This is a genomic window from Pseudomonas sp. B13(2017) (genome assembly GCF_002113245.1).
In the GTDB taxonomy this organism is placed as follows: Bacteria; Pseudomonadota; Gammaproteobacteria; order Pseudomonadales; family Pseudomonadaceae; genus Aquipseudomonas; species Aquipseudomonas putida_Z.
Genome location: NZ_NEJX01000014.1, coordinates 42,191 through 62,844 on the forward strand (window position 1 = coordinate 42,191; position 20,654 = coordinate 62,844).

Annotated in this window: 16 protein-coding genes; 7 read left to right on the forward strand and 9 right to left on the reverse strand. The window is 64.1% G+C overall.

Annotation, left to right across the window (positions count from 1 at the left end):
* Nucleotides 1-7 precede the first annotated feature (7 nt).
* Nucleotides 8-1,390, forward strand: a complete 1,383-nt coding sequence (gene cysS, locus CAG44_RS18180) for a cysteine--tRNA ligase (protein ID WP_025338944.1) — start codon at nucleotides 8-10, stop codon at nucleotides 1,388-1,390.
* Between the two features lie 134 nt (nucleotides 1,391-1,524).
* Here cysS and CAG44_RS18185 read toward each other — a convergent pair whose 3' ends face one another.
* The 3 genes from CAG44_RS18185 to csiR all read right to left on the reverse strand — a co-directional run bounded on the left by CAG44_RS18185 (nucleotide 1,525) and on the right by csiR (nucleotide 4,481).
* On the reverse strand, nucleotides 1,525-2,916 hold the full coding sequence (locus tag CAG44_RS18185) for a HAMP domain-containing sensor histidine kinase (RefSeq protein ID WP_085692687.1): 1,392 nt from the start codon (nucleotides 2,914-2,916) through the stop codon (nucleotides 1,525-1,527).
* Nucleotides 2,894-3,574 (reverse strand): response regulator transcription factor, encoded by a 681-nt coding sequence (locus CAG44_RS18190; protein ID WP_025338946.1) that lies wholly within the window; start codon nucleotides 3,572-3,574, stop codon nucleotides 2,894-2,896. The genes CAG44_RS18185 and CAG44_RS18190 overlap by 23 nt, the downstream gene beginning before the upstream one ends.
* A 211-nt stretch (nucleotides 3,575-3,785) precedes the next feature.
* Nucleotides 3,786-4,481 carry a DNA-binding transcriptional regulator CsiR gene (csiR, locus tag CAG44_RS18195; RefSeq protein ID WP_015270630.1) on the reverse strand — a complete coding sequence of 232 codons (696 nt, stop codon included), beginning with the start codon at nucleotides 4,479-4,481 and terminating at the stop codon, nucleotides 3,786-3,788.
* 195 nt (nucleotides 4,482-4,676) lie between these two features.
* On the opposite strand from csiR, the gene glaH reads away from it, so the two are divergent.
* The 6 genes from glaH (at nucleotide 4,677) to proP (ending at nucleotide 12,386) form a co-directional block, all read left to right on the forward strand.
* Nucleotides 4,677-5,654 (forward strand): glutarate dioxygenase GlaH, encoded by a 978-nt coding sequence (gene glaH, locus CAG44_RS18200; protein WP_075045100.1) that lies wholly within the window; start codon nucleotides 4,677-4,679, stop codon nucleotides 5,652-5,654.
* 114 nt (nucleotides 5,655-5,768) lie between these two features.
* Nucleotides 5,769-7,019 (forward strand): L-2-hydroxyglutarate oxidase, encoded by a 1,251-nt coding sequence (gene lhgO / locus CAG44_RS18205; protein ID WP_085692688.1) that lies wholly within the window; start codon nucleotides 5,769-5,771, stop codon nucleotides 7,017-7,019.
* Nucleotides 7,020-7,169: 150 nt separating this feature from the next.
* Nucleotides 7,170-8,561, forward strand: a complete 1,392-nt coding sequence (gene gabP / locus CAG44_RS18210; RefSeq protein ID WP_085692689.1) for a GABA permease — start codon at nucleotides 7,170-7,172, stop codon at nucleotides 8,559-8,561.
* An 87-nt stretch (nucleotides 8,562-8,648) separates the two neighbouring features.
* Complete coding sequence (locus CAG44_RS18215; RefSeq protein WP_025338950.1) at nucleotides 8,649-9,542, forward strand: PA4780 family RIO1-like protein kinase; 894 nt, start codon at nucleotides 8,649-8,651, stop codon at nucleotides 9,540-9,542.
* A gap of 207 nt (nucleotides 9,543-9,749) precedes the next feature.
* Nucleotides 9,750-10,724, forward strand: a complete 975-nt coding sequence (hemB, locus tag CAG44_RS18220) for a porphobilinogen synthase (RefSeq protein ID WP_013972900.1) — start codon at nucleotides 9,750-9,752, stop codon at nucleotides 10,722-10,724.
* 159 nt (nucleotides 10,725-10,883) lie between these two features.
* The gene (proP, locus tag CAG44_RS18225; protein ID WP_085591202.1) at nucleotides 10,884-12,386 is read left to right on the forward strand and encodes a glycine betaine/L-proline transporter ProP; all 1,503 of its coding nucleotides are present in this window, start codon (nucleotides 10,884-10,886) and stop codon (nucleotides 12,384-12,386) included.
* Here proP and CAG44_RS18230 read toward each other — a convergent pair whose 3' ends face one another.
* The 6 genes from CAG44_RS18230 to CAG44_RS18265 all read right to left on the reverse strand — a co-directional run bounded on the left by CAG44_RS18230 (nucleotide 12,387) and on the right by CAG44_RS18265 (nucleotide 20,652).
* Nucleotides 12,387-13,088 (reverse strand): YoaK family protein, encoded by a 702-nt coding sequence (locus CAG44_RS18230; protein ID WP_085692690.1) that lies wholly within the window; start codon nucleotides 13,086-13,088, stop codon nucleotides 12,387-12,389.
* Between the two features lie 10 nt (nucleotides 13,089-13,098).
* Nucleotides 13,099-13,725 carry a riboflavin synthase subunit alpha gene (locus CAG44_RS18235; protein WP_085692691.1) on the reverse strand — a complete coding sequence of 209 codons (627 nt, stop codon included), beginning with the start codon at nucleotides 13,723-13,725 and terminating at the stop codon, nucleotides 13,099-13,101.
* Between the two features lie 748 nt (nucleotides 13,726-14,473).
* A complete protein-coding gene (gene treS, locus CAG44_RS18245) occupies nucleotides 14,474-16,540 on the reverse strand; it encodes a maltose alpha-D-glucosyltransferase (protein WP_085591194.1) in 2,067 nt (688 codons plus the stop codon).
* A gap of 203 nt (nucleotides 16,541-16,743) precedes the next feature.
* Nucleotides 16,744-17,586: a TIGR03915 family putative DNA repair protein gene (locus tag CAG44_RS18250; protein WP_025338955.1), complete on the reverse strand. Its 843-nt coding sequence runs from the start codon at nucleotides 17,584-17,586 to the stop codon at nucleotides 16,744-16,746.
* Nucleotides 17,577-18,797 (reverse strand): putative DNA modification/repair radical SAM protein, encoded by a 1,221-nt coding sequence (locus CAG44_RS18255; RefSeq protein ID WP_075045108.1) that lies wholly within the window; start codon nucleotides 18,795-18,797, stop codon nucleotides 17,577-17,579. Before CAG44_RS18255 ends, CAG44_RS18250 begins: the two co-directional genes overlap by 10 nt.
* A gap of 334 nt (nucleotides 18,798-19,131) precedes the next feature.
* The gene (locus tag CAG44_RS18265; protein WP_085692693.1) at nucleotides 19,132-20,652 is read right to left on the reverse strand and encodes a glycosyltransferase family 39 protein; all 1,521 of its coding nucleotides are present in this window, start codon (nucleotides 20,650-20,652) and stop codon (nucleotides 19,132-19,134) included.
* Between the last annotated feature and the right edge of the window lie 2 nt (nucleotides 20,653-20,654).

Here is a 20,654-nt window from a genome sequence, read left to right on the forward strand (position 1 = left end):
AACCGCCGTGCTTACCATCTACAACACGCTGAGCAAAGCGAAGGAAACCTTCAAGCCGCTCGATGGCAACAAGGTGCGCATGTACGTGTGCGGCATGACCGTATACGACTACTGCCACCTGGGCCATGGCCGCAGCATGGTGGCCTTCGACCTGGTCACCCGCTGGCTGCGCAAGAGCGGCTACGAGCTGACCTATGTACGCAACATCACCGACATCGATGACAAGATCATCAACCGGGCCAACGAGAACGGCGAAAGCTTCGACGCCCTGACCGCCCGCATGATCGACGCGATGCACGAAGACGAGCGCCGCCTGAACATCCTGCCGCCGGACCAGGAGCCGCGTGCCACCGACCATATCGCCGGCATGCACGCGATGATCCAGACTTTGATCGACAAGGGTTATGCCTACGCACCGGGCAATGGCGACGTGTACTACCGCGTCGGCAAGTTCGTCGGTTACGGCAAGCTGTCGCGCAAGAAGATCGAAGACCTGCGCATCGGTGCCCGTATCGAGGTCGACGAAGCCAAGCAGGACCCGCTGGACTTCGTGCTGTGGAAGGGCGTAAAGCCGGGCGAGCCGAGCTGGGAATCGCCATGGGGCCCGGGGCGTCCGGGCTGGCACATCGAGTGCTCGGTGATGTCCACCTGCTGCCTGGGTGAAAGCTTCGACATTCACGGCGGCGGCAGCGACCTGGAGTTCCCGCACCACGAGAACGAGATTGCCCAGAGCGAGGCGGCCACCGGCAAGCAGTACGCCAACGCCTGGATGCACTGCGGCATGATCCGGATCAATGGCGAGAAGATGTCCAAGTCGTTGAACAACTTCTTCACCATCCGCGACGTGCTCGAGAAGTACCACCCTGAAGTGGTGCGCTACCTGCTGGTGGCCAGCCACTACCGCAGCGCGATCAACTACTCGGAAGACAGCCTGCGCGATGCCAAGGGCGCACTGGAGCGCTTCTACCACGCCTTGCGCGGCTTGCCACGGGTGGCGGCCAAGGGTGGCGAAGAGTTTGTCGAGCGCTTCAGCGTGGCCATGAACGACGACTTCGGCACCCCCGAAGCCTGCGCCGTGCTGTTCGACCTGGTGCGTGAGATCAACCGCCTGCGCGACAGCGACCTGGAGGCCGCTGCCGGCCTGGCCGGTCGCCTGCGCGAGCTGGGTGATGTGCTGGGTGTGCTGCAGCTGGAAGCCGATGACTTCCTGCGTGCCGGTGCCGAAGGCAAGGTGGATGCCGCTGAGGTCGAGGGCTTGATCCAGGCGCGCCTGCAGGCGCGTGCGGACAAGAACTGGGCCGAGTCCGACCGCATTCGCGACCAGCTGACCGCCATGGGTGTGGTGCTGGAAGACAGCAAGGGTGGGACTACCTGGCGTCTGGCTGACTGATCGATGTCATCGGGGCTGCTGCGCAGCCCATCGCCGGCAAGCCAGCTCCCACAGGAACCGCGCAATACTGAAGAACTGCGCACTCCCTGTGGGAGCTGGCTTGCCGGCGATGGGCCGCATAGCGGCCCCAGCTTCTATTTGGCTAGCCCGGCGAGCGGGCAGTGCAGTACCAGCCTCGCCCCACCCAGCTCGCTTTCCCCCACCTCCAGCCCGAACCCATGCAGGTCGACGATCGCCGCAACGATCGACAACCCCAGCCCGAACCCCGCATGGCGGTGGCCTTCATCGCTACGGTAGAAGCGCTTCAGCACTGCCGCCCGTTCCTCTTCCGGAATACCCGGCCCGCTGTCCTCGATGGCCAGGTACAGCCCTTTGTCGTCCTGCGTCGCAGTAATCCGCACCAGCCCACCCTCGGGCGTGAACTTGATGCCGTTACCCACCAGATTGGCCAGTGCCTCGAACAGCAGTTCGCGGTCACCGTGCAATGCCGGCAGTTCGGCTGGCTGCTGCAGTTCCAGGCGGATGCCGACGTCTTCGGCCAGCGGCAGGTAGAAGTCGTGCAACTCCACCAGCAGTTCGTGCGGGTCAAGCTGGACGAAACCGGCCCGCCGCTGGCGGTCTTCCAGTTCGCTGATACGCAACAAACCGCGAAAGCGCGCCATCAGGGTGTCGGTTTCGCCGATGGCCTGGTCCAGTGCCTCGGCTTGGGTGGAGTCGACGTCACTTTGCTGGCGAATGCGGTACAGCTGGGCGCGCAGGCGCGTGAGCGGGGTGCGCAGGTCGTGGGCGATGTTGTCGCACACGCCCTTGACCTCGTGCATCAGCCGCTCGATGCGGTCGAGCATGGCATTGACGATGGCCGCCAGCATGTCCAGCTCGTCACGCCGGGCCGACAGCGGCAGGCGGTGGGTAAGGTCACCGGCGACGATCAGTTCGGCCTGGGCCTGGATCGCGCGAATGCGCTTGAGCGGGCGGCGCCTGAGCAGGTACCAGCCGGCAAAGCCTGGGATCAGGGTCAGCGAGATCCCCCAGAGCAGGGCATGCAGGATGATCCGGGTGACCACGAACAGCGAGCCGTTGTCGCGCACCAGCACCAGCCAGCGGCCATCCTGCACCTTGATCGCCACCGCGTCGCAGCTGTCACGCGGCATGTGTGGGTCGTCGGCGTCCAGGCAGCGCTTGAGTTCGTGAACCTTGCCGTCCAGCCCCAGCTCTGGCGGGATGGCGCGAATGCGCCCGCCGATCGGGTTGAGCTGGTTGTCGAACAGGCCGTAGGCGTCGAAGCTGCGCTCTTCGAAGGCCTGGCTGGCGACCAGGGCGTCGTCCAGCTGTTTGCCGCTCATGTGCGCGAACAGGTGCTGGCGCTGCAGCATCGAATGGCGGGTGAGTTTGTTCAGGTAGCTGGACACCTCGAAGTACAGCACCCCCATGAGGATGCTGCTCCAGGCCACGAACAGAAAGCTGTACAGCGCCAGCAGACGGCTGGTCGAGGAGCTCCAGCCCTTAGACGGGTTCAGCAATGGCATAGCCGGAGCCCCGTACCGTACGGATCAGCGGCGATTGGCCGGGTGAGTCGATTTTCTTGCGCAGGCGGCCGATGTGCACATCGATCAAGTTGGTGCCCGGGTCGAAGTGGTAGCCCCAGACTTCCTCGAAAATCATCATCCGCGTGATCACCTGGCCGCTATGGCGCATCAGGTATTCCAGCAGTTTGTACTCGGTGGGCAGCAGGTTGAGGGTCTGTTCGCCACGGCGGGCTTCGTGGCTGATCAGGTCCAGTTGCAAGTCGGCGACCTGCAGGCGGGTCTGGGTCATGGGCACGCTGTTGCGGCGCAGCAGCACTTCGACGCGCGCGGCCATCTCGTCGGAGGCGAACGGTTTGGTCAGGTAGTCGTCACCCCCGGCACGCAGGCCGCGCACTCGCTCGTCGACGTCGGAGAGGGCGCTGATCATCAGGATCGGCGTGGCGATCTTGAGGCTGCGCAGGGTGGTGACGATGGTCAGGCCATCGACCTCGGGCAGCATGCGGTCCAGGGTAATCAGGTCGTAGCCGCCGGCAATGGCCTTGGCCAGGCCTTCACGGCCATTGTCGGCCCAATCCACCTCAAGGCCGTGGCTGGTAAGTTCGGCGACGATTTCCTGGCCGGTGACGGCGTCGTCTTCGATGGTCAGTACGCGAGGCATGCTGGTTCCCGGGCATCTAATGGAGACTTGATTGTGCCAAAGAATAGCCAAACGGCGATTTAAGAAAAATTCATCTGGCGCGTTTTGCCTGCACTGGCCCTATCGCCGGCAAGCCAGCTCCCACAGAGACCCCACAGGCCCCGAAGGCAGCGCAGTACCTGTGGGAGCTGGCTTGCCGGCGATAGGGCCCTGAAAGGTACAAAGCAACCCTCTAGCGTGCGCCGATACCCTCGGCATGCATGATCTGCGCAATGATCGGCACCGGAGTCATCAGGTGCGAACGCATCATGGCGCTGGCGCGCTTGGCGTCCCGGGCCAGAATCACCTCGACCAATGCCGCATGCTCCTGGCGCTTGAGCTCCAGGGCCTGTTCGGAAAACACCGTCTGGGTCAGCCACAGATGCCGGTAGCGCTCGGCCTGATCGAACAGATAGGTGCGCGCCTGCAGCAGGTGCTTGGAGCCGCAGCCTGAGGCAATGGCCGTGTGGAACGCCTTGTGCCGTTCGTCCCATACATCCAGGCGTTGCTCGCGGGTCTTCACTTCCACCACCTTGGCCAGGGTATGCGAGTGGGCCAGTACCGACGCCTCCCAGGCGTCGTCGCCACGTTCGATGGCCAGGGTGATGATCATCGCCTCCAGGTTGGCGCGGGCATCGTAGATGTCGTTCATCTCGTCCAGCGACATGGGCGCCACACGGTAGCCCTTCTGGCTGATCGCGTTGACCAGATGCTCGGCCACCAGCTGCGACAGTGCTTCGCGCAGCGGGCCCACGCCCAGGTCGTAGCGTTCCTTCAGGGTGCTCATCAGCAGCTTTTCTCCGGGCTTGAACACGCCGCGGATGATGTCCTTCTTGAGCCTCTCATACCCGCTGAATGCTGAGTTTTGTCGGGGGGCGAGCGCTTCCAAGGTCCTGTTCCTCAAACGGTTTTGTCGATCATACCGAAAGCGTTCGCTGGCGAAAAACAATGGACAAACACGTGTTTTGTCTGTGAAAAATAAAAATGTAGACATTTTGCGTTTATGGCGATAATTTTAGCTCGCCCGCACTGATCCAGGTCATGACCGGACGGCGCCACTCACTTTCTCTGCCAGGACACTGCCATGAACGCTTTTACGCAGATCGACGAACTTGTGATGCCACTGCCGCTCGAACCGCGTGGTTTCACCATCGCCCCCTCGAAACAGTCGCCGCGCCTGCTTGAGCTCACCTTTGCCCGCGAAACGGTCGAAGCGTTCGTCCAGGCTGTTGCCCAGTGGCCGGTGCAGGCGCTGGAGTACAAGTCGTTCCTGCGCTTCCGGGTTGGCGAGATCCTCGACGAGCTGTGCCAGGGCACCCTGCGGCCGGTACTGCTCAATACCATCCTCAACCGCGCCAGCGGCGGCATGCTGATCACCCCGGTCGGCCTGGATGACGTGAGCCAGGCCGAGGACATGGTCAAGTTCACCACCGCCTGCGCACACCTGATCGGCCGCTCCAACTACGACGCCATGAGCGGCCAGTTCTATGCCCGCTTCGTGGTGGTCAACACCGACAACTCCGACAGCTACCTGCGCCAGCCGCACCGGGTCATGGAGCTGCACAACGACGGCACCTTCGTCAACCAGATCACCGACTACGTGCTGATGCTGAAGATCGACGAAAAGAACATGGAAGGCGGCAACTCGCTGCTGCTGCACCTGGACGACTGGGAACAGTGCGACGAATTCTTCCGCCACCCGCTGGCCCGTCGCGAGATGCGCTGGACCGCACCGCCGAGCAAGAAGGTGTCCGAGGATGTATTCCACTCGGTATTCGACACCGATGCCGAAGGCCGCCCGACCATGCGCTACATCGACCAGTTCGTGCAGCCGGAAAACTACGAGGAGGGCATCTGGCTGAACGCCTTGTCCGAATCGCTGGAAGGCAGCGAGAAGAAGCTTTCGGTACCGGTTGGCGTGGGTAGCTTCCTGCTGATCAACAACCTGTTCTGGCTGCATGGCCGTGACCGCTTCACGCCGCACGAAGGCCTGCGCCGCGAACTGATGCGCCAGCGCGGCTATGTGGCCTTCCCCAAACCGCTGTACCAGCGCGGGCAATAATGACAGGGCGTGGGGCGGGCGCCCGCCCACGCGTCTTTGCACAAAACGATGCCACCAGGGCCCGCGCGGGCCTTGGTGAGCCAGTCAGGCAATGCCTGCGTGTGAGGTAAGGCTGTGTACGATTTCATCATCATTGGCGGTGGCATTGTGGGCATGTCCACGGCCATGCACCTGATCAAGGTCTACCCGGATGCAAAGATTCTCCTGCTGGAGAAAGAGTCCGGCCCGGCCCGCCACCAGACCGGCCACAACAGCGGCGTGATCCACGCCGGCGTGTATTACACCCCCGGCAGCCTCAAGGCGCGCTTCTGCCTGGAAGGCAACAAGGCCACCAAGGCTTTCTGCACCCAGCACGGTATCCGCTTCGATGAATGCGGCAAGCTGCTGGTGGCTACCAACGACCTGGAAATGCAGCGCATGAAGGCGCTGTGGGAGCGCACCGCGGCCAATGGCCTGGAGCGCTACTGGCTGTCGGCGGCCGAACTGCGCGAGCGCGAGCCCAATATCGTTGGCATGGGCGGCATCTTCGTGCCCTCCAGTGGCATCGTCAATTACGCCGAAGTGACTGCTGCCATGGGCGCCGAGTTCCAGCGCGCCGGCGGTGAAATCCGCTATGGCGCCGAGGTGGTCGGCCTGCAGGAGCTGGCCAGCGAAGTGGTCGTGCGCACGCAGGGTGACGAATTGCGCAGCCGTTTCCTGGTGACTTGCTCGGGCCTGATGGCCGACCGCGTGGTGAGCATGCTGGGCCTGCGTACCGAATTCGTCATTTGCCCGTTCCGTGGCGAGTACTACCTGCTGCCCAAGCAGCACAACCAGATCGTCAACCACCTGATCTACCCGATTCCCGACCCGTCCATGCCGTTCCTGGGCGTGCACCTGACACGCATGATCGACGGCACCGTCACCGTTGGCCCCAACGCCGTGCTGGCGATGAAGCGCGAGGGCTACCGCAAGCGCGATATCAGCCCCGGCGACCTGTTCCAGACCTTGACCACCCCCGGCATCCTCAAGGTGCTGGCGAAGAACTTCCGCCCTGGCCTGATCGAGATGAAGAACTCGCTGTTCAAGGGTGGCTACCTCAAGCAGGTCCAGAAGTACTGCCCGAGCATCACCAAGGCCGACCTCACGCCTTACCCGGCCGGCGTGCGAGCCCAGGCCGTGTCGCGTGACGGCAAGCTGATCGACGACTTCCTGTTCGTCAACACCGCTCGCAGCGTCAACGTGTGCAATGCACCGTCGCCGGCCGCCACCTCCGCCATCCCGATCGGCGCCTACATCGTCGACAAGGTATGCGAGCAGGTCGGCCGCCAGGGCGGCAGTTTCCCCAAGGCCGACCTGGCGCCCCGTCAGCGGGCTGCCGGCTGACCTACCCGTAATACGTTCTGCGGTTTCGTTTTACTCAACCCGTACTGCCCTACTCACCACCTGGGGCAGGGCGGGCTTTTTCGCGCCTGCGTCGGTGACGTGCAAGCCGGCGGCCCCTGCGTGGGCATGACAAAAACAAAAGGTAGCGCCATGCAAACCCACAAGAACAATTTGAGTCATGGATTGAAATCCCGGCATGTCACCATGCTGTCCATTGCCGGCGTGATCGGTGCCGGCCTGTTCGTCGGCTCCGGCCGTGCGATTGCCGAAGCAGGGCCAGCCACCATCCTGGCCTATATCCTGGCCGGCGCGCTGGTGGTGCTGGTGATGCGCATGCTGGCCGAAATGGCCGTTGCCTCGCCGGACACCGGTTCGTTCTCTACCTATGCCGACCTCGCCATCGGCAAGTGGGCCGGCTACACCATCGGCTGGCTGTACTGGTGGTTCTGGGTACTGATCATCCCCATCGAGGCCAATATCGCCGCCACCATCATCAATTCCTGGGTCCCGCAGCTGGAGATCTGGGTCTTGTCGTTGGTGATTACTCTATTGCTGACTGCCACCAACCTGTTCAGCGTGAAGAACTACGGTGAGTTCGAGTTCTGGCTGGCGTTGGTGAAGGTGGTGGCCATCGTCAGTTTCATCGCGCTGGGGGTGTGCGCCATCTTCGGCCTGCTGCCAGGCTCTGGTGTCAGCGGCGTGTCGCGCCTGTGGGATAGCGGCGGCTTCATGCCCAACGGTTTTGGTGCGGTGCTCAGCGCCATGCTGATTACCATGTTCTCGTTCCTCGGTGCCGAGGTGGTGACCATCGCCGCGGCCGAATCCGACGAAGCGGGCAAGCATATTTCCAAGGCCACCAACTCGGTGATCTGGCGAATCACCCTGTTCTATATCCTGTCGATCTTCATCGTCATCGCGCTGGTGCCGTGGACCGACCCGCGCCTGGCCACCGAAGGTTCCTATGTCACGGTACTGGACACCCTGGGCGTGCCGAATGCCAAGGCCATCATCGACTTCGTGGTGCTTACGTCGGTGACCAGCTGCCTCAACTCGTCGCTGTATACCGCGTCGCGCATGGTCTACTCGCTGAGCCGCCGCGGTGATGCGCCGGCCTGTGCCCAGGTGACCAGCCGCAGCGGCACCCCCGTGATAGCTGTGCTGCTGTCCACTGGCGCAGCTTTCCTGGCAGTGATCGCCAACTACCTGGTACCGGCCAAGGTGTTCGGCTTCCTCATGGCAAGCTCCGGCGCCATTGCCTTGCTGGTGTACCTGGTGATCGCCGTTTCCCAGCTGCGCCTGCGCCAGCGCCTGACCGCACAGGGCAAGACACTGGGCTACCGCATGTGGCTGTTCCCGTGGCTGACGTGGGGCGTGATCCTGTTCATCAGTGGCGTGCTGGTGCTGATGCTGTTCCGCCCGGACCACCGCCTGGAAGTGGTATCGACCATGGTGCTGGCGGTGCTGGTGGTGTGTTCGGGCCTTCTGGTCACACGGCGTCGGGCGCGCGAGGTGGTGGTTGGCCGCGTAGGGCAGGGCGCCTGAGCCGTTCGGCCTGAAGACAGACGAGCAAGTCGCATCAGGCTGTGAGAGGATGTCCGTCATCACAGCCAGGACCCCGAACGCAGCCTGATGAAGACACCCAAAAGAATCGAACCCCTGATCGAAGATGGCCTGGTCGACGAAGTACTGCGGCCGTTGATGAGTGGCAAGGAAGCCGCCGTGTATGTGGTGCGCTGTGGCAGCCAGGTGCGCTGCGCCAAGGTTTATAAAGAAGCCAACAAGCGCAGTTTCCGCCAGGCTGCCGAGTACCAGGAAGGCCGCAAGGTTCGCAACAGCCGTCAGGCCCGGGCGATGGCCAAGGGCAGCAAGTACGGCCGCAAGGAAGCCGAAGACGCTTGGCAGAACGCCGAAGTGGCGGCGCTGTTCCGCCTGGCCGGCGCTGGCGTGAGGGTTCCCAAGCCTTACGATTTCCAGGACGGCGTGCTGTTGATGGAGCTGGTGACCGATGCCGACGGTGACGCGGCCCCGCGCCTGAACGACGTGCACCTCGAGGCCGAGGATGCCCGGGCGTTCCATGCCTTCGTCATTCGCCAGATCGTGCTGATGCTGTGTGCCGGGCTGGTGCATGGCGACCTGTCGGAGTTCAACGTGCTGCTTGGCCCGGACGGGCCGGTGATCATCGACCTGCCGCAGGCGGTGGATGCAGCGGCCAACAACCATGCCTTCAGCATGCTGCAGCGCGATGTGGCCAACATGGCCCATTATTTCGGGCGCTTTGCGCCGGAGCTGAAAAGCACCCGGTATGCGCAGGAAATGTGGGCCTTGTACGAGGCGGGCGAACTGCGCCCGGACAGCCCGCTGACGGGGCTGTTCGAGGATGACGAGCATGCGGCTGACGTGGCCGGGGTGATGCGCGAGATCGATGCGGCCCGGCTGGATGACGCGCGCCGGCGCGCCGCGCGGGCCGAGGCTGAGCATGGGGCGGCCAGGGCGGAGGAACCTGCGCCGCCCTGGCTACAGTAATGTGTTGCCTGTGCCGGCCTCTTCGCGGGCACGCCCGCTCCCACAGGAATCGCGCAGTACTTGTGGGAGCGGGTTTACCCGCGAAGAGGCCGGCACAGGAAAAATGCAGCCATTGCCTTTGACGCAAGACAATATCTCGTCATCTGGCCTTTTCACTGGCGCGTGACAGGCATAAGGTATACGCCGTTCAAATTCCCTGGAGCTGTCATGTCCAACCAATTCCCGTCCGTTCGTCCACGCCGCCTGCGCCAGAACGAGTCCCTGCGCACGATCTTCCAGGAAACCGAGTTCCGCCTTGAAGACCTGATCCTGCCGATCTTCGTCGAAGAGGGCATCGATGACTTCGTGCCGATCACCAGCATGCCGGGCGTCAACCGCATCCCCGAGAAGCTGCTGGCCCAGGAAATCGAGCGCTATGCCCGCGCCGGTATCAAGTCGGTGATGACCTTTGGCGTTTCGCACAACCTGGACGCCGTCGGCAGCGACACCTGGAACGAAAACGGCCTGGTCGCGCGCATGTCGCGTATCTGCAAGGACACCGTGCCGGAAATGGTGGTGATGTCCGACACCTGCTTCTGCGAATACACCAGCCACGGCCACTGCGGCGTGCTGCACGACCACGGCGTGGACAACGACGCCACCCTGGCCAACCTGGGCAAGCAGGCGGTCATCGCCGCTGCTGCCGGTGCCGACTTCATTGCCCCGTCGGCGGCGATGGACGGCCAGGTCCAGGCCATCCGCAGCGCGCTGGATGGTGCCGGCTTCCACGACACCGCGATCATGGCCTATTCCACCAAGTTCGCCTCGTCGCTGTATGGCCCGTTCCGTGAAGCCGGTGGTACCGCGCTGAAGGGCGACCGCAAGAGCTACCAGATGAACCCGATGAACCGCCGCGAAGCCGTGCGTGAGTCGCTGCTCGACGAGCAGGAAGGGGCGGATGTGCTGATGGTCAAGCCGGCCGGTGCCTACCTCGACGTGATCGCCGATATCCGTGCCGCCTCGCGCCTGCCGCTGGCGGCGTACCAGGTGAGCGGCGAGTACGCGATGATCAAGTTCGGCGGCCTGGCTGGCGCCATCGACGAAGGCCGGGTGGTGCGTGAAAGCATTGGCGCGATCAAGCGTGCCGGTGCCGACCTGATCCTCACCTACTTCGCCATGGACCTGGCCCGCGAAGGCATCTGACCGCGAGCCGTTGCCCATGCAAGCCGCTGCCATCGCAGCGGCTTTTCTTTGCCTGCGCCGCAACCGGTGAGGAAAAGCACAAAAAAACCGTAAGCGCTGAATTATTTAGTGTCCCGTTGTATCTCATCCCTTAGAGCATTCATCGACAGGGATACGGACATGAAACCTCGCAAGAAAAGCCTCCAGCCAATCGGCCTGAAGGACATCACCATTGTCGACGACGCCAAGATGCGCAAGGCAATCACCGCGGCAGCCCTGGGCAATGCCATGGAGTGGTTCGACTTCGGCGTCTACGGCTTCGTCGCCTACGCCCTGGGCAAGGTTTTCTTCCCCAATGCCGACCCGAGCGTGCAGATGATCGCGGCGTTGGCCACGTTCTCGGTGCCGTTTCTGATCAGGCCTCTGGGCGGGCTGTTCTTCGGTGCCTTGGGTGACCGCTTCGGGCGGCAGAAAATTCTCGCTGCGACCATCGTGATCATGTCGCTCAGCACCTTCGCCATCGGCCTGATACCGTCCTATGCCAGCATCGGTATCTGGGCGCCGATCCTGCTGCTGCTGGCCAAGATGGCCCAGGGCTTCTCGGTGGGGGGCGAGTACACCGGTGCGTCGATCTTCGTCGCCGAATATGCCCCAGACCGAAAACGGGGGTTTCTCGGCAGCTGGCTGGACTTCGGCTCGATTGCCGGGTTCGTGTTGGGTGCCGGTGTGGTGGTGTTGATTTCTACGGTGCTGGGTGAGGACAAGTTCCTCGAATGGGGTTGGCGCCTACCGTTCTTCCTCGCCTTGCCGCTGGGCATCATCGGCCTGTACCTGCGTCATGCGCTTGAGGAGACACCAGCCTTCCAGCAGCACGTCGACAAGCTGGAAAAAGGCGACCGCGAAGGCCTGGCGACCGGGCCCAAGGTGTCGTTCAGGGAAGTGGCCACCCAACACTGGCGCAGCCTGGTGACCTGCATTGGCGTGGTGATCGCCACCAACGTGACTTACTACATGCTGCTCACGTACATGCCCAGCTACCTGTCGCATAACCTGCACTACAGCGAAGACCATGGTGTGCTGATCATCATCGCGATCATGGTCGGCATGCTGTTCGTGCAGCCGATGATCGGGCTGCTCAGCGACAAGTTCGGCCGTCGACCGTTTATCATCGTCGGCAGCGTCGGCCTGTTTGCGCTGGCCATTCCGGCATTCATGCTCATCAACAGCGGCGTACTGGGGGTGATCTTTGCCGGGCTGCTGATCATTGCCGTGATGCTGAACTTCTTCATCGGCGTGATGGCCTCGACGCTACCGGCAATGTTTCCCACGCACATCCGCTACAGCGCCCTCGCCAGCGCCTTCAATATCTCGGTGCTGATCGCCGGCCTCACCCCGACCATCGCCGCCTGGCTGGTGGAAAGTACTGGCAACCTGTACATGCCGGCCTATTACCTGATGGTGATCGCCGCCGTGGGGCTGGTCACCGGCCTGACCATGAAGGAAACCGCCAACAAACCGCTGCGCGGCGCGGCACCGGCAGCATCGGATATCGAGGAAGCGCGTGAGCTGCTGCAGGAGCACCACGACAACATCGAGCAAAGGATCGAGGACATCGATGCGCAGATTGCCGAACTGGAGGCCAAGCGCAAGTTGCTGGTGCAGCAGCACCCGCGCATCGAGTGATCAGTGTGGCATGTAGCCACGCTGCCAGGTCCGTGGAATGAACCGCGACACCAGGGCCAGCACGCAGGCCAGCGCACAGCTGCCGGTCAGTGCCTGCAGGCCCAGGTGGTGCTCCAGCCAGGCACCCAGCGAGGCGCCCAGCAGCATGCCGGCCCAAGGCACCAGTTGCACCCGCCAGCCATCGCGCCGCTCGCCCAGCAGCCAGCGCCCCAGCCCACGACCGAAGCGTGACAGGGCACCGGTGACGTAGGTCAGGCCGATGGGCAGGCCGTTCACCTGCTCGACCACGGCATTGATCATGCCCATGGCCAGTGTGGCAGCGAGCAGCGCTGGAAAGGTGGCTGCCAAGGGCCATGCTGCTGCAAAGCCCAGCAGGGCGGCGACTACCAGCAGCACCGGCCACGCCCGACGGCGGAAAGCGCGCGCCAGCAGCACGCCCAGGGCGTTGCCGACGACGAAGCTCAGCACCGCACCACTCAGGCGCAGCACCAGGGCCAGGTCCCCATCGCTGATGGCGACGGCCAGGCGTGTGGTGTTGCCACTCATGAACGACACGAAGTCGCCCAGCGCCAGCAGGCCGATGGCATCGGTCATGCCGGCCAGTACGGACAGGCCGGCGACCAGGCCGAGGCCCACGCGACCACGCAGCATCTGCAGGCGCAGCCGCTTGGCTGTGCGCGCGGGGAGGGTGTTGGGCAGCATCCTCGGGAACTCAGCGAGGCATTTCGCGGGCCAGGGTGCTCTTGATGGTGTGCTCCACTACATCGACCAGCACCATTGTCTGGTGGTCCACTTCGATGTTGAGCAGCTCGCCGGCCTTGTAGCTGGGGAAGGTGGTCTGGCGCAGGGTTTCCGGGATCAGGTTGATGGTGATCACATTGTCCTCGACATCGGCTACGGTCAGGCTGCAGCCGTTGACCCCGATGAAGCCGCGCGGGAACACGTACTTGCCCCATTCCGGTGGCATGCGGAACCTGATGAAGGCGCCGGTTTCCTTGATCGACAGCTCGACGATTTCGGCGGTGGTGGCGATGTGGCCGGCCATCAGGTGGCCGCCGACTTCGGCGTTCATCTTCGCCGAGCGTTCGATGTTGACGCCCTGGCCGGCCTTGAAGTTGCGCAGGTTGGTGCGCTCGAGGGTGGCGGTCATGGCGTCGAACCTGACCTGGGTGCCGTGTATTTCGGTGACCGACAGGCAGGTGCCTTCGACACTGACGCTGGCGCCGATCTTCAGCTCGTCGAGCAGTTCGGGGGTGAGGTCGATGGTGAACTGGTTGTGGCCCGGGTAGGTAGTCACATCAAGCAGAGGGCGGACGGCCTGGACGATGCCGGTGTACATGGAGTTGCTCCTGGGCACGGAAAAGAAAACTTCCGAACGCTATGCCCGTGGAGCGGTAAAAGCAAGCCGGCCATTTGTCTGGACACTTGAAACCCACAGGTATGGCGCACTCCTTCAGCTGGTGGGTCCACCCTGTGGGAGCGGGCATGCCCGCGAAGCAGGCGACGCGGTGGATGGCGCCGGCTGCGCCGGTGTTCGCGGGTGAACCCGCTCCCACAGGTATGGCGCATTCCTTCAGTTGGTTGGGGCCCTGTGGGAGCGGGTTTACCCGCGAAGCAAGCGACGCGGTGGATGGCACCGGCTACGCCGGTGTTCGCGGGCGCGCCCGCTCCCACAGGTACGGCGCACTCCTTCAGCTGGTGGGGTCCCTGTGGGAGCGGGTTTACCCGCGAAGCAGGCGGCGCGGTGGATGGCACCGGCTACGCCGGTGTTCGCGGGCGCGCCCGCTCCCACAGGTATGGTGCAGTCCTTCGGCTGACGGGGACCCTGTGGGAGCGGGCATGCCCGCGAAGCAGGCGACGCGGTGGATGGCACCGGCTAGGCCGGTGTTCGCGGGCGCGCCCGCTCCCACAGGTACGGCGCACTCCTTCAGCTGGCGGGGTCCCTGTGGGAGCGGGTTTACCCGCGAAGCAGGCGACGCGGTGGATGGCACCGGCTGCGCCGGTGTTCGCGGGTGAACCCGCTCCCACAGGTATCGCGTGGCTACCGTTCTGAGCTTCACCGGCGAAGGCAATGGGGCAAATACAATTCAGACATGGCCGCTGCTGTTGACGATCCGCAGGCACAGCGCCTCATACGGGTCCAGGTTCACCATCAGGCGCCCATCCTCGGTCAAATCCCCTTCGACCGTTTCATTGATCATGTCCACCACCGGCCCCGGCGTGAACCCGGTCAGTTGCAGCTCCTCGGCAATCACTTCCTGGCCAAAGTTCAGCGCAGTGATCTGGATGCCACGCCCGGCCGGCAGTTCATGCACCATTACCAGCAAGCCTGGGCTGCTGACTTCAGGCACCAGCACCTGGCGGCTGGTGGCGATGCCATAGGCCTGGCGCACCGCCAGCAGCTTCTTCACCTTGCAGGCAAACGAATCGCCATTTTCCAGCTGGCTGTCCAGGCTGCCATACAGCGCTCGGGCACGGGGCATGCCACGCACCGACGTCTGGGCCTGCGGCTCCAGCCCGGCCAGGTCGTAGCCGCCGCGGTGAATCCAGCGGGTATCGCCATCCAGCATCCGCTGCGCGACCGCTTCGGCGGGCAAGGGCAGGGCGCCCACCAGGTCCCAGCCGGACAGCGCCACCACCCCCGGCTGCATGGCGTTGTACATGACCAGCAGTAGGTGCAACTTCTGGATCAGCTCGATTTCTGCAACCCCGATCTGCCCGAGGTCGCGGATGCCCAGTGCGGCAGCGATCAGGCTGGCCGTGGTGCAGGCTATGCCATTGGTGACGAAGCGCAGGTTGTACGGCGCATGCTCGCCCGAGAGCCGTTCGTAGATCTCTTCGCGGATGTGCTCGCGCAGGATGCCGCCGGGCAAGGTCTGGCCTTTGTACAGGTACATGTCATGGGCATGCAGGGTCCAGAAATGCACCAGCTCCACGGTCAGCTCGTCATGGTTCTGCAGGGCATGGATCAGCGAGGCCGGGTCGATGCCGAAGGCATGCATCTCCTTGAGCATCAGGCGCAGGAACTCGGTGTCACCGGTCAGCAGCGCATGCTGGTAGGCCGGCCGGGTAATGAAATCGTAGGACAGGTCGGCACCGCCCCTGGACATCTGCGCGATGTCGTCGAGGGTCAGGTTCAGTTCCTGGAAGCTGAAACCGCCGGCCTTGCGGATCATGCCGCCGATCAGCTGGTTGCCGACGATCGACAGCGGGTGGCTTTCCGACCAGGCAGTGCCGCTGGCGCGGGTCTCCACGCCGAGAAAGCCGTTGGCATCCAGGCGCAGGCCGCGTGCACCCAGGCAGTCCAGGGCGTGCAGGGCATCGCCAATGATCATCTGCTGGGCGGCAAAGGTCGGGTCCAGCCAGTTCAGCGACGGCTGGCCTTCCTTGAAGTAGTGCAGGTACACCCAGCGCCGGGTCTTGCCATCTACACCGGTCACCGGCGGCGTGGCGCTCCAGTCGGTTTCCTTCACACCTGGTTCGAAGAAGATCACCCGTTGCAGCTGGCCGACGATGTAATGGCGGGCCTTGAGCTCGTCGCACTGGGCCGGCAGCAGGTTGACCGCGTCTCGCCCGGCAGGCACTTCGGGCAGCAGCGGCCAGTCTTCCTCGCGGATTTCGACCATGTGGTACAGCCCCGGGTAGGGGCCGTGGGCCAGTTCGGCCAGGCGGAAGTCGGCGCCCTTGCCCGTATGCGAGGGGATCAGGTCGTCGATGGTCACGGCGTTGTGCGCAGCGGCCATGCGGCTCATCTGGATCAGCTCCTGTTCGCTCCCGTACAGCGGGTCGATGTCGAAACTGATGCGGTCGAAGTTGCCGTCCACGCTGGGGGTGAGTTCGCGGCCACGAATGCCGCCGGACAACTTGATCGGGCCGGTGTGCAGGCCCTGGATGCCGATCTCCGACAAGCGCTTCCACAGCGCTTCGTGGGCCAGGGCAGCGAGCACCGAACAGCCTTCGGGGGCGATGATGGCGTCGGGGTAGACGGTCAGCCAGACCGAAGCGATTTCAGTGGCGCGGCGGGGCTGGGCTTCGGCGTAGGGCTGCTGCCACAGGCGCGACTGGCCCGAGTACAGGTGGGTGCGTTGCTGTGAGGCCCTGAGCATGGCGCGGTCTTCGAGCCATTTGACGTATGACGGGTCGGGTTGGGTCATTTCGCGTCCTCTTTGCGTGTCGGCAGCGGCTCAGGTTATGACGGCTGTGGCGGCTGATCGTTCGGCTTGAGTATGGTTTGGCTGCTTCGCGGGCGCGCCCGCTCCCACAGCGGTCTCCACACACGTTGAGAACAGTGCAATACCTGTGGGAGCGGGCATGCCCGCGAAGAAATCCCCACTGATCAAGGTTTGCGAATACGCAACTACCGTGTGGGCTTGCTGATCTGTTTGCCAGCCTGGGAGGCGACTTCCAGGGCTTGGCCATCCCGTTGCTTGCCTTGCCGAGCCAGGCCTTCGAGCTGCGGAATCAGCATGCCCTCCGGCAAATGTCGCCAGAACCGCCCGGGCATGTGCAGGCGCAAGGCGTCGGGGTTGAGGCGGGCAGGGTTGAAGGTATGGCGATAGTAGGTGCGCCACAATTCGGCGCCAGGGTCTTCGGCGTTGCGGGCCCACTGGCGCCAGGGCTCGGGGCACTGGCGCTGGTAGTCGAATGCCTGGCCGTCGAAGCGTATGCCGTCGTGCGCCGTGGCAATCATCCAGCGCAAACGCCCCAGGCGGTCGGCGAAATGCGCACTGGCGCTTTCCAGAATGTCATGCGCCGGCTCGTGATAGGCCACCAGGTCGAGTTGCAGCTGTTCAGCCAATACTTCGGGTAGTGGCACGAAGCGTACAAACGCATGCAGGTGGTGCGCTTCGCGATTGACCTGCTTGATCCGTCTTTGCAGCTCGCTGCCCAGTCGGTCACCCGCCAGCATTGCAGTGCGGTCGCCATGGGCCACCCGCCAAAGTACCTCGTAAAGCAGGTTCCAGCGGTGCTCGCCACGGTAGCGGGCGGCCTGTTCCAGCTGGCTCAACAGCGCCGCTGGCACCTTGGCGCGAAAAGGACCGGAGCCTTCCGGCAGCGCTGTCGGTACGGCCAGCAAATCAGCCACCGGCCCTTGCGCCCAGGTCACCTCCGACGGGTCGATGCCATGCCCCAACAACACCCGGGCCTGGTCACGCCAGGTGGCGAACAGGCCATCGCAGTCGAGCGCGATCATCCCCACAAGCCCATCTGCACCGGCGCCTGCGGCTCACGCAAGCGCGCCCTCAGCAGGCCGCTGCGCAGCTCGGCCTGGGCCGGGCGGTAGTCGCTGGTGACAATGAACGGCCGCGCCTTGTCCAGCACGCAGCGCAGCTGGATCAGGTCATCGTAGCGAATGCGCCGTTCGCGTCGCAGGGCTACCAGGCGCTGCACGCTGCGCAGGCCGATGCCGGGGATGCGCGCCAGTAGCGCCGGCTCGGCACGGTTCACGTCCAGCGGGAATACTTCGCGGTTGGCCAGCGCCCAGGCCAGCTTGGGGTCGATGTCCAGTGCCAGGTTGCCGCTCTGGCCCAGCAGCTCGCCGGCCTTGTAGCCATAGCCACGTAGCAGGAAGTCAGCCTGGTACAGGCGGTGCTCGCGCAGCAGCGGTGGTGCGGCCAGGGGGACGCTGCCGGGGCTGTCAGGGATGGGGCTGAAGGCGGAGTAATACACGCGCTTGAGGCCGTAGCCTTGGTACAGCGATTCGGCATTGCGCAGCAATGTGCTGTCATCGGTGCTGTCGGCCCCTACGATCACCTGGGTGCTTTGCCCGGCCGGGGTAAAGCGCGGCGCCTTGGGTTCGTGGGCCACGGCTTGCTGGCCTTGGTGAATCACGCCCATGGCCTGGCGAATGGTGTGCGCCTGTTTCTCCGGTGCCAGGCGTTTCAGGCTGGCGTCGGTCGGCAGCTCGATGTTGACGCTGAGCCGGTCTGCCAGGCGCCCGGCCTCTTCGATCAGCAACGGGTCGGCATCGGGGATGGTCTTGAGGTGGATGTAGCCACGGAAGTCGTGCTCTTCGCGCAACAGCTTCGCCACGCGGATCAACTGCTCCATGGTGTAGTCAGCAGACCGGATGATGCCGGAGCTGAGGAACAGGCCGCTGATGCAGTTGCGCCGGTAGAAGTCCAGGGTCAGCCGGACCACTTCCTCGGGGCTGAAGCGCGCGCGTGGCACGTTGCTTGAGCGACGGTTGACGCAGTACTGGCAGTCGTAGAGGCAAAAGTTGGTCAGTAGCACCTTGAGCAGCGAGACGCAGCGCCCGTCGGGAGTGTAGCTGTGGCAGATGCCCATGCCATTGGTAGCACCCAGGCCATCAGCCCCGCGCGAGTTGCGCTTGGGCGCGCCGCTGCTGGCGCAGGATGCGTCGTACTTGGCAGCATCGGCAAGGATGCCGAGTTTGGCGATGAGTTGCATGGGGCTGACCTGTGATACTGAATATTCATACAGTATTTTGAGATGTGACGGATTGCAAGCGATTGTGCGCCGGCCATGCCCGACTACCTTGGCGGGCAGGAACCTGGACTGCCCCCGAAAAAGTGGCGCGATCCCCTGTGGGAGCGGCCTTGTGTCGCGAAAGGGCCGCAACGCGGCCCCAGAATTGATGCGCAATAGTTGAAATTGCTGGGGCTGCTTTGCAGCCCTTTCGCGACACAAGGCCGCTCCCACAGGGATAGCGCGTAGCTTGAGCTCAGCGCCAAACCTTTGGGAGCAAGCGTGCCCGCGAAGTCCTGCAGAAACGTTGGAGGCACTAAGGCGAGCCCGTCCAGGCGAAGTGGTAGACGTGGCTGGGGGCCGTGGCCTGGCACTGGCCGTTATCGGCATCGGCACCGACCACATACCACTCTGCGCGCGAGGTCTCGCCCAGCCTGCGTGCCTTGTCGGCACTGAAGCAGCGGCCCAGCTCCGAAGCCGGTACCAGGGCGAAGGCCGTGGGGTTGTGGCGCAGCCAGTAAGCGGCCGTGTCCGCCCTGGGCTGGCCGGTGAAACCGAAGTGCACGATGGGTTGCCGGGCAAACAGCCAATGCCCCTCGCGCCAGTTGACCAGCACCAACTCGGCGCCGCCGGTGGCCCGTGCGGCTTCACTCATCAATGTTTCATGCGGGTTGCGGCCTTCCTTCAGCGGCTCGACGAAGCCGCGTGCGAACCACAGCGCGAACCATGCCAGGGCCACGGCAGTGAACGCCTTGCGCCAGGCTGGCCGGCGCTGCAGCCAGCGCTTGAGCAGCCACGGCAGCAGCGGCGCGATGGCCAGCACCAGGCCCGGCAGCGCCGGGAAGATATACAGCTTGCGCTTGCCGCTGCTGAGGCTGAAAAACAACAGCACCAGCACCACCCAGCCGAGCAGCAGCAGAAAGCGCGCGTCGCGTTTTTGCAGCTGCCGGCGCCAGGCCGGTACCAGCCAGGGCAGGGCCAGCACCAGTGGCAGCCAGTATTTTGGGATGACCTTGACGAAGAAGTACCAGAACGGTTCGCGATGGTCCCAGGCATTGGCATAGCGGCTGGCGGTCTGGCGCAGGAGTATTTCCTTCAGGTAGGCCAGCTCCGCCGCGCCACCACCATGGGCGATCGAAACCAGCAATGGCAGCAGCCACACCGCGCAACCGGCCAGCAGCCACGCCAGCCCCAGGCTCCAGCGCCAACCCTGGCCGGGCATGGCCACCACCCCGTGCCAGCGGTGGCGCACCGCCCAGGCATAGGGCAGCAGTAGCAGCGCCGGGACAAAGCCCACGCCCTTGCTGATAATGCCCATGCCCATGGCCGCGCAGGCCAGGTAGAACCAGCCCCAGGCCGGCCCGAGCAGCAAGTGGCGCAGCATGCCGTAGAAACCCAGTGCCACCCATAGGCACAGGAAGCTGTCGATCTGCCCGGTGCGCAGGATGCTGTAGCTCTGGTAGGTGGCCAGGAACAGCAAGGCGGCGATCACGCCGATGCGCCGGTTCCACAGGCGCCGCCCCAGGTCATGCAGCACCCAGGTAATGGTCGCCGCCGACAGCAGCCCTGGCAGGTACAGGGCAACCTTGGGCGAGCCGGTGAGGTGGCTGAACAGGGCCACGGTCCACATGAACAGCGGCGGCTTGTCGCCGTAGATTTCCGCCGCCCGGTGGGGGATGAACCAGTTGCCGCTCTGCAGCATTTCCAGGGCGACGCCGAGAAAGCGTTCTTCATCCACGTTCATCGGCTGGCGCCAGCCGATACCCGCGCCCACCAGCAACACCGCGAGGGCAATCAGGGCCAGGCGTTCGGCCCCGAGCGTGTTGAACCTTGGCAAGG